12 protein-coding genes and 1 other RNA gene are annotated in these 12,829 nt (G+C 67.5%); 3 read left to right on the top strand and 10 right to left on the bottom strand.

Annotated elements, in window-relative coordinates; all coding sequences use genetic code 11:
• Positions 1-35: 35 nt before the first annotated feature.
• From A1D30_RS04355 to A1D30_RS04345, 3 genes are all read right to left on the bottom strand, one after another.
• Positions 36-1,469 carry an efflux RND transporter periplasmic adaptor subunit gene (locus A1D30_RS04355; RefSeq protein WP_063459556.1) on the bottom strand — a complete coding sequence of 478 codons (1,434 nt, stop codon included), beginning with the start codon at positions 1,467-1,469 and terminating at the stop codon, positions 36-38.
• Between the two features lie 214 nt (positions 1,470-1,683).
• Positions 1,684-2,133 (bottom strand): ribonuclease HI, encoded by a 450-nt coding sequence (rnhA, locus tag A1D30_RS04350; RefSeq protein ID WP_063459555.1) that lies wholly within the window; start codon positions 2,131-2,133, stop codon positions 1,684-1,686.
• An 84-nt stretch (positions 2,134-2,217) separates the two neighbouring features.
• Positions 2,218-3,075 (bottom strand): methyltransferase domain-containing protein, encoded by an 858-nt coding sequence (locus A1D30_RS04345; RefSeq protein WP_063459554.1) that lies wholly within the window; start codon positions 3,073-3,075, stop codon positions 2,218-2,220.
• On the opposite strand from A1D30_RS04345, the gene gloB reads away from it, so the two are divergent.
• Positions 3,074-3,859 (top strand): hydroxyacylglutathione hydrolase, encoded by a 786-nt coding sequence (gene gloB / locus A1D30_RS04340; protein WP_063459553.1) that lies wholly within the window; start codon positions 3,074-3,076, stop codon positions 3,857-3,859. The genes A1D30_RS04345 and gloB overlap by 2 nt on opposite strands.
• Positions 3,856-5,370 carry a transglycosylase SLT domain-containing protein gene (locus tag A1D30_RS04335; protein WP_063459552.1) on the top strand — a complete coding sequence of 505 codons (1,515 nt, stop codon included), beginning with the start codon at positions 3,856-3,858 and terminating at the stop codon, positions 5,368-5,370. Before gloB ends, A1D30_RS04335 begins: the two co-directional genes overlap by 4 nt.
• A 48-nt stretch (positions 5,371-5,418) precedes the next feature.
• Here A1D30_RS04335 and A1D30_RS24625 read toward each other — a convergent pair whose 3' ends face one another.
• The 6 genes from A1D30_RS24625 to dnaX form a co-directional block, all read right to left on the bottom strand.
• On the bottom strand, positions 5,419-5,571 hold the full coding sequence (locus tag A1D30_RS24625) for a DUF3096 domain-containing protein (RefSeq protein ID WP_015013605.1): 153 nt from the start codon (positions 5,569-5,571) through the stop codon (positions 5,419-5,421).
• A 222-nt stretch (positions 5,572-5,793) separates the two neighbouring features.
• Positions 5,794-6,849, bottom strand: a complete 1,056-nt coding sequence (locus A1D30_RS04330) for an ABC transporter substrate-binding protein (protein WP_063459551.1) — start codon at positions 6,847-6,849, stop codon at positions 5,794-5,796.
• A gap of 171 nt (positions 6,850-7,020) precedes the next feature.
• Positions 7,021-7,446: an MAPEG family protein gene (locus tag A1D30_RS04325; RefSeq protein WP_063459550.1), complete on the bottom strand. Its 426-nt coding sequence runs from the start codon at positions 7,444-7,446 to the stop codon at positions 7,021-7,023.
• Between the two features lie 94 nt (positions 7,447-7,540).
• Positions 7,541-8,131 carry a recombination mediator RecR gene (gene recR / locus A1D30_RS04320; protein ID WP_063459549.1) on the bottom strand — a complete coding sequence of 197 codons (591 nt, stop codon included), beginning with the start codon at positions 8,129-8,131 and terminating at the stop codon, positions 7,541-7,543.
• 246 nt (positions 8,132-8,377) lie between these two features.
• A complete protein-coding gene (locus tag A1D30_RS04315; RefSeq protein WP_055398201.1) occupies positions 8,378-8,710 on the bottom strand; it encodes a YbaB/EbfC family nucleoid-associated protein in 333 nt (110 codons plus the stop codon).
• A 229-nt stretch (positions 8,711-8,939) separates the two neighbouring features.
• Positions 8,940-11,003, bottom strand: coding sequence for a DNA polymerase III subunit gamma/tau (gene dnaX / locus A1D30_RS04310; protein WP_063459641.1), 2,064 nt, complete (start codon positions 11,001-11,003; stop codon positions 8,940-8,942).
• Positions 11,004-11,105: 102 nt separating this feature from the next.
• Between dnaX and ffs the strand changes: the two genes are divergently transcribed.
• An RNA gene (gene ffs / locus A1D30_RS04305) (signal recognition particle sRNA small type) lies at positions 11,106-11,202 on the top strand.
• Between the two features lie 235 nt (positions 11,203-11,437).
• Here ffs and A1D30_RS04300 read toward each other — a convergent pair.
• The gene (locus A1D30_RS04300; protein ID WP_199865923.1) at positions 11,438-12,805 is read right to left on the bottom strand and encodes a TIGR03862 family flavoprotein; all 1,368 of its coding nucleotides are present in this window, start codon (positions 12,803-12,805) and stop codon (positions 11,438-11,440) included.
• Between the last annotated feature and the right edge of the window lie 24 nt (positions 12,806-12,829).

The raw sequence follows: 12,829 nt of genomic DNA, 5'->3' as shown, positions 1-12,829 counted from the left end.
GAAAAGGGCGGTGACCAGGCAGCAAAACCCGCCCATCAGGCGGGAGATCGCTTGCTGGCAGGGTTTGGCTGGCCGGGGTTGGCCGCCACCTGGCAAGGATTGGGACCTGGCAGCGGGGCCACAAGCGCGCTGGCGGGGGCTGCCGTGGGCGCTGCGGGGGCAGCCGGGGCCACCGGCGCAGTGGCCATCGTCACCGCAGCCGCCGCGCCCGATGCGCCAGCCGCAGGCGCATCGGCCACGCCCGCCGCATTGCCCCCCCGGGGGCCTGAGGCCGGGCGCGCGGCAGATGGCGCGGCTCCGGCGCCCTGCTTGCCCAGTTCCACCACCCGCACCTCGGTGCCGTCCTTGCGGATGCGCTGCTGACCGGCCGTGACCACCAGGTCGCCCGCGTTCAGCCCCTCGACCACCTCCACCAAACCCGGCGCGCGTGCGCCCAGTTGCACGGGTGTGCGGCGCGTCACGCGGGTGCCGGGCTCCTTGCCCTCCACAATCTTCAGCACGTAGGGGCTGTTGCCGTCGGGCACGATGGCTTCTTCAGGCACCACACGCGCATCGCTGCGCTCTGCAAACACAGCCGTCACGCGGGCGAACATGCCCGGGCGCAGCTGCAGGCGGCGGTTGTCGATGCAGCCGCGCACCGCAATGGCCCGGCCGTCGGCGTCGATCTGCGGGCTGATGGCCTGCACCACAGCGGCGTAGCGCACGCCGGGCAGCGCATCAAACGCCACCTGGGCGGTCTGGCCGGTGCGTGCCTTGCTTTGCAGGCGCTCGGGCAGGCGGAAGTCCACGTACACGGCGTCCAGGTCTTCGATGTTGACGATGTCGGCGCCGTCCTTGAGGTAGTCGCCCACGTTCACGCCCCGGATGCCTGCAATGCCATCGAAGGGCGCCACGATCTTGAGCCGCTGGGCCGTGGCCTGCGCCAGGGCCAGCTTGGCCTGCGCCACCTCCAGGTTGGCGGCGCTTTCATCCACCGAGCGCTGGCTGATGAAGCCCTGGGCCACCAGCTCCTGGTTGCGCTTGTGGTTGGCCTGGGCGATGGACAGCTCGGCCTGGCTTTGCTGGATCTGCGCGCGGGGCAGCTGGTCGTCAAACTGCACCAGCACCTGCCCGCGCCGCACGCGCTGGCCGTCGCGGAAGTTGAGCTGCGTGATGCGCCCACCCACCTCGGGCCGCAGCATCACGCTCTGGCGCGACCGCAGGCTGCCCACGGCCTCGGCATCGTCGCGCAGGGCCATCTGCCGCACGGCCACAGCCTCTACCGCCACGGGACGGCCTGCACCACCACCGGCCCCACCTGCAGCGCTGGCACCCCGCGCGGCACCACCCGCTGTCGCACCTCCACCGCCTGCGGCCGCTGACACATCAGTGCGCGTGGACGGCGCGGGTTTCTGGAGCCACCAGGCGGCACCCGAGGCGGCGGCAATGCCGATGACAGCGAAAACGATGTACTTGTTCTTGGATGCCATGGGTCAGTGAAACCAGGTGGTGTGGGGAATGCAATCAAACAATGTATCAGTGCGTGTCTTGTGCTGCAGCAAACTCTGGCAAGACCCCAAGGTCAATTGCGGCGGTTTTACGCAGGCTTTACACGCCCAAAAACAAAAAAGCCCCCGAAGGGGCTGGTGGCTGCGCCGATGCACTCTTTCGAGGCACGGCGCCCGCGCCGAGGTCATCTGCGGGTCATCCGCGCCCCAGGGCCTTGTCCACGCCCCGGTTGGCCAGCGCATCGGCGCGCTCGTTGCCCGGATCGCCCGAATGCCCCTTGACCCAGCGCCACTCGATGCGGTGGCCCCCGGTGCTGACCAGGGCATCCAGCCGCTGCCACAGCTCGACGTTCTTGACCGGCTGCTTGGACGCGGTGCGCCAGCCCTTGGCCTTCCAGCCATGGATCCACTCGGTGATGCCCTTGCGCACATATTCGCTGTCCAGGAACAGCGTCACCGCACAGGGGCGCTTGAGGGCCGACAGCGCCTCGATCACGGCCAGCAGCTCCATGCGGTTGTTGGTGGTGCCCAGCTCGCCGCCAAACAGCTCCTTCTCGACCTGCCCGGCGCGCAACAACACGCCCCATCCGCCGGGGCCCGGGTTGCCCTTGCAGGCGCCATCTGTGTATATCTCTACCTGGTTCAAACTGTGTTCCTGCTCTCGTGATTCATTCATGGCCACCAGGGCCCGGCCAAGGGGCCCCGTGGCGGCCGGTGGGGGATTGTCTATCTATGTTGGGTCGCGCCGGACCGGGGACGCATGGGCGGCGGGCACCCGGCCGCCCGCACGGTTGGCCACAGGCACCGTGGCGGCAGACCGCTGGCGCTGGTTGCGCCATGCGGGCTCCAGCAGGCGCATGCCATGCACCCGCTTGACCGCCACCAGGAAATAGGCCGCGCCCAGAATGGGCCACCAGCGCTCTCCCAGGGGGTCCATCCAGCCAAAGCGCTCCAGCCACTGGGCGCTGCGCACCGCAGGACGATAACAGCCAAAACGGGCCGATTCGACCTCGAAGCTCAAAAGCCTGAGCCAGTCCCGCAGGCGCCGGTAGCCAATGAACTCGCCCACATCGGGCAGGTACAAAGTGCCCCGCCCCATGCGCTGGTACAGCCGCGCACGCCGCTGGCGCAAGCCCCACAGGCTGGTGGGGTTGAGCCCGCTGATGACCACGCGCCCCTCGGGCATCAGCACCCGCTCCACCTCACGCAGCGTAGCGTGGGGGTCGATGCTCAGCTCCAGGGTGTGGGGCAACACGATGAGGTCCAGGCTCGCATCGGCAAACGGCAGGGCCACGGACTCGGTAAGCAGGTCCACGGTGTGCTGCCGCACAGGGGCTGCGCCCCCGTCACCCGCTGGCGCAGAAGCAATGGGCTCAGGCACCCCCACCCCCTCCTGCCCCAGTGCCAGCCACTGGTAGGGCATGCGGTTGGCGCGCAGGCCGTCCAGCAGGGGCATGCCCAGCTGCAGGCTGTGGTAGCCAAAAATGTCCACCACGGCCTCGTCAAAGCGCGCCTGCTCCCACGCCAGCAGGTACCGGCCCGGCGGGGAATCGAACCAGTGGTGCAAACCTATAATTTGATCGCTCATGAACTTGCTGCCGCTGCCCGCCTTTACCGACAACTACATCTGGATGCTGCACGACGGCCGCCAGGCGATCGTTGTGGACCCGGGCGACGCCGCACCCGTGGTGCAGGCCCTGGACACACTGGGCCTGGGCTTGCAGGCCATTCTAGTCACGCACCACCATGCCGATCATGTCGGCGGCGTGGATACCTTGCGCGAAGCCACTGGCGCACGGGTCTACGGCCCGGCGCGCGAGCGCATTCCCGAGCCCCTGGTCCGCCTGGCGCAGGGCGATGTGGTCGAAGGGGCCGATGTGCTGGGCCTGCGTTTCACGGTGATCGATGTGCCCGGCCACACGGCGGGCCACATCGCCTATTACTGCGAAGCGATGGACGGCGCGCCCCTGCTATTCTGCGGCGACACCCTGTTCTCCGGCGGCTGTGGCCGCCTGTTCGAGGGCACGCCCGCGCAGATGCTGGACTCGCTGGACCAGCTGGCCGCCCTGCCCGGCAACACCCGCGTGTGCTGCACCCACGAGTACACGCTCTCCAACCTGAAATTTGCGCGGGCCGTGGAACCTGGCAACGCCGCCCTGCTCCACTACAGCAGCCAATGCGAGGCCCTGCGGGCACAGCAGCAGCCCACGCTGCCGTCCCGCATGGACCTGGAGCGGGACATCAACCCTTTCCTGCGCGTCAGGCAACCCACGGTGGCCCAGGCCGCCCGGGGCCACGATGCGCAGGTGCCTGAAAACGACGCCGTGGCGGTGCTGGCCGCCCTGCGCCAATGGAAGAACGAATTCCGATGAAAATTCTGCACATCGCCTGCCTGGCGGGCCTGCTCTGGCTCACGGGCTGCGCCACCACCGGGGCCCCCTCGCCGGACCAGGCGGGCACGGACCCCAAAGCCATCCCCAGCACTGCACGCTCTTCCACACATACCCCTCAGATCCCCAACGGGCCGCTCAAGCCCATCACGGCCGCCCAGGCCAGCAGCGGCGAAGTGGCCTCGCTGTCGGCCCCAGCCGACCTGTGGGACCGCATCCGGCGCGGCTTTGCCATGCCCGACCTGCAGCACGAGCTGGTGCAGGACCGCGAGCAGTGGTATGCCACCCGCCCCGACTACATGCAGCGCATGACCGAGCGCTCCAGCAAGTACCTGTTCCACATTGTTGAAGAGCTGGAGCGGCGCGGCATGCCCACGGAGCTGGCGCTGCTGCCCTACATTGAGAGCGCATTCAACCCCCAGGCCGTGTCCAGCGCCAAGGCCGCTGGCATGTGGCAGTTCATGCCCGCCACGGGCAACTATTTCGACCTCAAGCAGAACGCTTTCCGTGACGACCGCCGCGATGTACTCGCGTCCACGCGCGCCGCGCTCGACTACCTGCAAAAGCTCCACGGCATGTTCGGCGACTGGCACCTGGCCCTGGCCGCCTACAACTGGGGCGAAGGCAGCGTGGGCCGGGCCATCGCCCGCAACCAGAAGCAGGGCCTGGGCACCAGCTACACCGACCTCAACATGCCGACCGAAACCCGCATGTATGTGCCCAAGCTGCAGGCCGTAAAGAACATCGTGGCCAACCCCGATGCCTTCCGCACCGAGCTGCCGCTCATCGAGAACCACCCGTACTTCCAGACGGTGGACATCACACACGACATCGACGTGGCCCTGGTGGCCCAGCTTGCAGGCATCCGCGAGGAGGACTTCCGCGCGCTGAACCCCTCCTACAAGCGCCCCGTGATCCTGGCGGCGGGCACGCCCCAGATCCTGCTGCCCTGGGACAACGCCAAGGTCTTCCAGCGCAACCTAGAAGCCCGCCGCGAGGGCCAATACGCCAGCTGGACCGTGTGGTCCGTGCCCACCACCATGAGCGTGGCCGAGGCCGCACAGCGTGCCGGCATGAGCGAGGCCGACCTGCGCAGCATGAACAACATCCCGCCGCGCATGCTGATCAAGGCGGGCTCGGCCCTGATGGTGCCGCGCGCCAACACCACAAGGCAGGATGTGTCTTCCCACCTGGCCGACAACGGGCAGGTGGCGCTGACACCCGAGATCGTCACCCGCCGCACCACGGTGCGCGCTGGCAAGGGCGAAACCGTGGCCAGCATTGCGCGGCGCTACAAGCTCACCGCCGCCAATGTGGCCGACTGGAACGATGTGCGCGCCAACGCCGCCTTCAAGGTGGGACAGCAGGTGGTGGTGTACCTGCCGGTGCGGCAGGCCCAGGCCAATGCCCGGGCAGGCAGCAGCAACAACAAGCGCTCGGCCGCCCCCCCGGCACGCAAGGGGGGCACACCCTCCAAGGTCAAGCGTCGCTGATGCCCCGGGCGGCCCCGAACGGCGCGGGCCGCCCCTGGCGGAAGAAGATCAGAACCGGAGCGTGTGCATCCCCAGCAGCCCTAGGATGCCCATGATGATGAGGTACAGCGCCACGATGGTGCTGAGCAGGCGCGGCATCACCAGGATGAGGATGCCTGCAATCAGGGAAACAAGCGGGCCGATGCTGAGGCTCAGCGACATGGGTCAGTCCTTGGAAAAGTCAATGAAGGGGTGAAGGGCCAAAAGGCCAGGCGAACTGGCCGCAATTGCCCGCAATTGCCTTGGGTTGTGCCTGTGATTGCACCTCGCGGCAATCGCCCCCGCACTGTAGTCCAAACCAGCCCCTGTTTCGGGTGGCCCCTCCCGGTAAAAGCCCCATTCCGCAAACCGCATCTTGGCGGTCCGAAGCGCAGGGCTCTGGGGTCAAACGCTGTACTTCTGGCGCGCCTTGCGCACCAGGTCGTTGGTGTAGGTGCGCGCCAGTTCCACCTTGGCCTCGGCCAGCTCGGGTTGCACACGCGCCAGCACGCGCAGCGCCGTGGCCGGGCCGTCTTCCGGCATCAGGCCGTTGGGCGAAAAGGTTTCGCGCACGCGACCAAAAGCCGCCAGGTACAGCCCCCGGTCGCCCATCAAATATGCGGCGGGCACCGCCTTGACGAGGTCGGCCGGCGCGGCGGTCTGCAGCCACTTGAGCGCATGCACGATCCCATTAACCAGCGCCTGGGCCTGCGCAGGCTGCTTTTGCAAAAAGGCCTGGGGCGCGTACAGGCTGCCAGCAGGCAGGGTGCCACTGCCTACCAGCTCCTGTGCGGCTTTGAGCGAACGCAGGTCGCCCACGATGCGCGTGTCGGCCTTCTGCTCCAGCAGCGTCATGATCGGGTCGGCATGGCACAGCGCGTGCACCTGGCCCGAGCGCAGCGCATTCATCGCGTTGGTGCCCGAACCCACGCCCACAAACGACACATCGCGGGGCGACACCCCCGCGCGCACCAGCATGAGGCTGGCCGCCAGGTGGGTGGACGAGCCAACGGACGACACGCCAATGCGCCGCCCCGCCAGATCGCCCAGGTCCTTGTAGGCGGGCAGCGAGCGCAGAGACACCCCCAGGGCCAGCTGGGGTGCCCGCCCCTGCAGCACCAGCGAGCGGTAGGCCTGGCCCCGCACCTGCGCGCGCAGCACATGTTCAAACGCGCCCGAGCAGACATCGGCCGCCCCCTCCTGCACGGCCTGCTGCGCCAGCGCACCCGCCGCAAAATCGCGCACAACCACCTCCAGGCCTTCTACCCGGAAGTAGCCCAGCGAATCCGCCAGCGCCAGCGGCAGGTGGTAAAGCACCCCCTGCCCCCCCACCGCCACGGTGACGCGCCCCAGCATGGCCCCATCGGTCTGCGCCCGCACCAGCGCAGGCGCGCACACCGCAGCCGCCATCAGGGCGGACACGGTGCCAAAGGCACGGCGGGTGATCAAAGACTGGGGCATGAGATCAGGCAAAAAAGACAATGCTGCATTGCAACAATCGTGCCCCAGAGGGGGGCAGGCCGCATCAGGGAGATTCCCTGCGGGTTTCTACGTAAGCAAACAATGATGTGGAAAGGCCCGTGCAGGCAATGCACCCCTTGGGGCATCCGCCCGCCTGGGCCCACGCCAGGGTCAGCGGTAACCGATGAAAAGAATCGCCACGTTGACCAGAAACCCCGCCGCCCACACGGCACTGCGGGCCGTGGGCATGTCTGCCACATACATCATCACGTAGAAGATGCGCAGCAACACAAACAGCAGCGCCAGCATGTCGAGCAGCGTCTGCCCGGCGCCCAGCAGGTGGGCAATGATGACCGCGCCGATAAAAAATGGCAGGGCTTCAAAACTGTTGGCCTGGGCCGCGTTGGCCCGCGCGCGCCAGTCGGTCTGCCGGCCCATCCAGGCGCGCGGGTCGTGGTTGTCAAACCCGCCGTCCTTGCGCGACTTGCCCAGGCTGCCGCTCTTGGCCAGCCAGGCGCAGCCCATGGGCAGCAGTGCGGCAATCAGCACGCACCAATAGGCAGCGGTGAACCGGGCAACATGCATGGTGGTATTCATTTTTGAGACTCTTTTTGGCCGCCACCGCCTGTTGGATAAGCGCGAGCAGCTATTAAATTGTGAGTATTCTAGTGGGCACCCAGGCGCGGCACTGTCACCGGCGGTCCACCAGCGCATGTGCGATGGTGCCCAGGTCCACGTACTCCAGCTCGCTGCCCACGGGCACCCCACGCGCAAGCCGCGTCACATGCACGCCCCGGCTCTTGAGGGCCTCGCTGATCACATGGGCCGTGGCCTCGCCCTCGGCGTTGAAATTGGTGGCGAGGATCACCTCCTGCACCTCGCCAGTGGTGGCTCGTTCCATGAGCTTCTGCAGCCCGATTTCCTTGGGCCCCACGCCATCGAGCGGGCTGAGCCGCCCCATGAGCACAAAGTACAACCCCTTGAAGGCCCCGGTGCGCTCCATCGCCGACTGGTCCGCCGGGGTCTCGACCACACACAGCCGCGTGGCATCGCGCTCCGGGTCCAGACAGGTGCTGCACACCTCGGCCTCGGTGAACGTGTGGCAGCGCGCACAGTGGTGCACCGTGCCCACCGCCTCCGAAAGCGCCCGCGACAGGGCCAGCGCCCCCTCGCGGTCATGCTGCAACAGATGAAACGCCATGCGCTGCGCAGACTTCACCCCCACCCCCGGCAACCGGCGCAGCGCCTGGATCAGAACGTCGAGGGAGTTGGTGGTGGACATGGAAAAGCTGGAGGCGATGCGGGTGAGTTACAGGAAGCGGCGGATCCAGGCTTAGACAAGCTCAGCCCGAACGGATGTGGAGAAGAACGCCGGAGTGCCCCTGCCTCTACACCCCGCCCTCAAGGGCGTAGCGAGCGGGATCAGCTGCTAGGCGGACGGAGCACAGCCACCGGAACGTACTTGAAGTACGTGAGGATGGCGAGCACCGCCCAACGACGCAGATGGCCCGCTCGGTAGCCAACCCCCTCAGAAAGGGAATTTCATGCCGCCGGGGAGGCCTGGCATGCCTTGCGTCAGCTTGCCCATCTTCTCCGAAGAAGTCTCCTCGGCCTTGCGCACCGCCGCATTGAACGCAGCCGCCACCAGGTCTTCCAGCATGTCCTTGTCTTCCGCCAGCAGGCTGGGGTCGATGGTGATGCGCTTGACGTCGTGCTTGCAGGTCATCACCACCTTCACCAGGCCCGCGCCCGATTCGCCTTCCACCTCGATGAAGGCCAGTTCGTCCTGGGCCTTCTTGAGGTTGTCCTGCATGGCCTGGGCTTGCTTCATCAGGCCGGCGAGTTGTCCTTTGTTGAACATGGTGTGGTTTCCTTTGCTTTCTTTCTGGTTGATCGATTCCCACGAAGGGACTGAAATTCAGTGTCCGAAATTCACGGTATTGTGCTTTGCACCGTTAGTGGCCGTCGAAACTGCCGCAGCCCAGACCAGTGCTCCCGCGCAAGGGCCGCCCCGCCGCGCTGGGAGCGTCCCCCTCCCGCGAAGCGAGAGAGGGGAAAGGCGCCGAAGGCGACTCAGGGGGAGCTTCATCTCACGCCGGTTTGATGCTGCCCGGCACGATTCTCGCGCCGTAGTCGCGCATCAGCGATTGCACGAAGGGGTCGTTGTGCACGATTTCCTCGGCGCGGCGCTGGCGCTCGGCCGCCGCGGCGGCATTGCGGCGGGCGGGGCTGTCGATGACCACGCCCACCTCCACGCTGATCTGGGTGGCATGGCCTGCCGCCTCCAGCGCTGCGCGCAGGCGCTCGCGTGCGGTGGGCTGGTTGAGCGATTCGCGCTCCACGCGCAGCAGCCAGTGGCCACCATCGCGCGCCACCAGCTGCGACTGCAGGGCCAGCTCCCGCACCAGGGCGTTGATGGCCTCGGCCGCCACCATCTGCTGCACCGTGGCATGCCAGACATCGCCCTCCTCGGTGGGCGTGTAGCGGGCCGATGCAGGCACAGGAGCGGAATGGGGCGCCGGTTGCAAACGCGCGCCAGGCTCGGGGGCCACGCGCACGGGGATTGCTACGAATTCAGGAGCACCCTGCGCTTGCTGAGTGCGCGCAGAGGCCTGATTTTCTTCAAAACCTTGCGCCTGGCGCACGGGCAGCGCCGTCACTGCAGCGGGCGCAGCAGGTGCAACCGATGCACTGGCTCCGGGGCCTGCATCGTCTTCCGACCCGGGCCAGGGTGGAGGCTCGGACGAAGAGGCGTCGTCAGAGCCAGGAGCGTCGTCATCGAGCGCCGACACGGCCGCCGTTGTGGGGGCGGGCGCCGACACGGCAGATGCCACAACAGGGGCCACAGCAGGCGGCGCGGGCATCGCGGGTGTGGGCTGCGCCACCGGGGTGGCGGCGACCAGAGGTGCCGCCAGGGGAATCGGAGCCGGGGCCGCTGGTGGCGCCAGGGGGGCCGGTGCAGCGGCCGCAGAAGCCCCTGTGGACGCAGTTTCAGGCCGCGTCAGAGTTTTTTTTTCAGCCGATTCGCCAGCACCGCCCACACCGCCTGCAGGTTTGAAGGCCAGCAGGCGCAGCAGCACCATGGTCAGCGCCGCATACTCGTCGGGCGCCAGGCCCAGCTCGCCGCGCCCGTGCAGGCACAGGCTGTAGAGCAACTGGGTTTCATCAGCGGGCATCAGCGCAGACAGGCGCGCTGTTTCGGCGGCCTCGGGGTCGTCGGCATCCACAGCGCCTGCCATCTGCGGCACGGCCTGGAACACTGCCATGCGCTGCAGCACGGCACTCATCTCTTCGAGCGTGGAGGCGGCGGACAGGCCGTTCATGCGCAGCGTGTCCGAGGTTTCGACCACGGTCTTGCCATCGCCCTGCGCCAGCGCGTCAATCAATCGGAACACGTAGGAGCGGTCCACAGCGCCCAGCATCTGGCGCACACCGGCTTCCTGCAGTTGGCCGCTGCCAAAGGCGATGGCCTGGTCGGTGAGCGAGAGCGCATCGCGCATGGAGCCGCGCGCGGCGCGCGACAGCAGGCGCAGGGCCTGGGGCTCGGCGGGCACGTTCTCGGTCGCCAGCACCTGCGTGAGGTGTGAGAGCACGGTTTCGGGCGCCATGGGGCGCAGGTTGAACTGCAGGCAGCGGCTCAGCACCGTCACCGGCACCTTCTGCGGGTCGGTCGTGGCCAGCACAAACTTGAGGTATTCGGGCGGCTCTTCCAGCGTCTTGAGCATGGCGTTGAACGCCGTGTTCGTGAGCATGTGCACTTCGTCGATCATGAAGACTTTGAAGCGCCCCTGCACCGGTTTGTAGACCGCCTGCTCCAGCAGGCTTTGCACCTCGTCCACGCCCCGGTTGGAGGCCGCGTCCAGCTCGGTGTAGTCCACAAAACGACCGCTGTCGATGTCGGTGCAGGCCTGGCACACACCGCAGGGCGTGGCCGTGATGCCGCCGTTGCCATCCGGCCCCTGGCAGTTGAGCGACTTGGCCAGAATGCGCGACACCGTGGTCTTGCCCACGCCGCGCGTGCCCGTGAACAGGTAGGCGTGGTGCAGGCGCTGCTGGGTGAGCGCATTCGACAAGGCCTGGACCACATGCTCCTGCCCCACCATCTCGGTGAAATTGCGGGGGCGGTACTTGCGGGCGAGCACGAGGTAGGACATGCGGGCGATTCTACGGTCTGGGCCGTGCGCCCCCAGCGCCGCCAGGGCAAACAAAACAGCCACTGAAAAATCAGGGCCTTCATCCGACGTACAATCGGCGGTGACGGGCCTCCTCGCATGGTGAAGCGGCCAACCGGGTCAGGTGGGGAACCAAGCAGCCCTAACTGTGGAGTCAGTGCCGGGGGTAAGGCTCGTCAACTTCTTCTTTCTTTTGCGCGGTCGCGCAAAAGTCCCCACCCCAGTATTTTTCGTAGAGCGCAATGGCAGGCCGCCCGGCTTGCTCAAAGCCCTGTGCGCGCCAGCGCCCAAGCGCCTTCTCATACAGATTCGCGTTAGATCACATCAAACCGTTCGGGCTGAGCTTGTCGAAGCCTCGCGCGGCGCTTCGACGACAATCAGTGAACGGGTTTGCATTTTTTGAATGCAGATCGGTGTCACACCTCTGCAGACTGCCCCAGCCAGCGCAGCGCCCCCTCCCCCGCCACACGGCCGCTGGCCATGCTGGCGGTGAGCAGGTAGCCCCCGGTGGGCGCCTCCCAATCCAGCATTTCGCCCGCGCAGAACACGCCCGGCAAAGCCGTGGCCATGAGGTGCGGGTCCAGCGCCTCAAACGCCACACCACCCGCAGTACTGATGGCTTCGTCGATCGGCCGGGGCGCCACCACGGTAATGGGCAGGGCCTTGATCGCGTGGGCCAGGGCCACGGGGTCGTTCATGCCGTCCTTGCCCAAGTGTTCGTAGAGGATGCCCGCCTTGATGCCGTCCAGCCCGAGGCGGCTCTTGAGGTGGCTCGACAGCGACCGCGAACCGCGCGGGTGGCGCACCTCCACCAGCACGCGCTCGGGGCTGTGGTCGGGCAGCAGGTCAAGGTGGAAGGTGGCGTGGCCATGGGCTTGCACTTCGTCGCGCAGCAGGTGCGACGCGGCGTAGACCAGACTGCCCTCCACCCCCGTGGCCGTGACCACAAACTCGCCCCTGCGGCTGAAGCTGCGGCCCTGGCTGTCGGTAAAGCTGAGCGCCACCGTCTTGAAGGGCTGGCCCACAAACTTCTCGGAAAAATGCGGCGTCCAGCCCACCGTGGGCGCGGGCGTGCGGCCCAGCAGTTCCTGCAGAAAGGCGCGGCGCGTCTCGCCCACCGGGGCATCGGCGCGCAACACATCAAAACCGCAGTTGGAGGGGCGCAGCGGCGCCACCGCCACGCCGCGCTGCGCCAGCAGCGGCACCCAGGCACCGTCCGACCCCAGGCGCGCCCAGCTGCCACCGCCCAGCGCCAGCACCACTGCTTTGGCGGCCACCCGCACCTCGCCTGCCGGCGCGGCAAAGCGCAGCGCACCCTCCTCGGCCCAGCCCAGCCAGCGGTGGCGCATATGGAACAGAACCCCCTGCCCGCGCAGGCGCTGCAACCAGGCGCGCAGCAGCGGCGCGGCCTTCATGTCGGTGGGGAACACGCGGCCCGAGGTGCCCACAAAGGTCTCCACCCCCAGGCCCTCGGCCCAGGCGCGCAGCGCAGGCCCGCCAAAGGCGCGGACCAGCGGCTCAACCTGCGGCTCGCGCCCGGCATAACGGCCCACAAAGGGCTCGTGCGGCTCGGAATGCGTGAGGTTGAGCCCGCCCTTGCCCGCCAGCAGAAATTTGCGACCCACCGACGGCATGGCGTCGAGCACATGCACGGCCATGCCCGCCTGGGCCAGCACCTCGGCAGCCATCAGGCCCGCCGGGCCTCCGCCGACGACGGCCACATCGCACTGCAACGGTTCCGCAGACAGGGTGGGGGCATCGGAAGGAGGAAGGGTGTTAGACACGGAAAGGCCTTGCTAAAAAAAAAG

Source organism: Acidovorax sp. GW101-3H11 (assembly GCF_001633105.1).
In the GTDB taxonomy this organism is placed as follows: Bacteria; Pseudomonadota; Gammaproteobacteria; order Burkholderiales; family Burkholderiaceae_C; genus Acidovorax.
The sequence above is the reverse complement of the archived record's forward strand: the minus strand, read 5'-3'. Positions and strand labels throughout refer to the sequence as shown.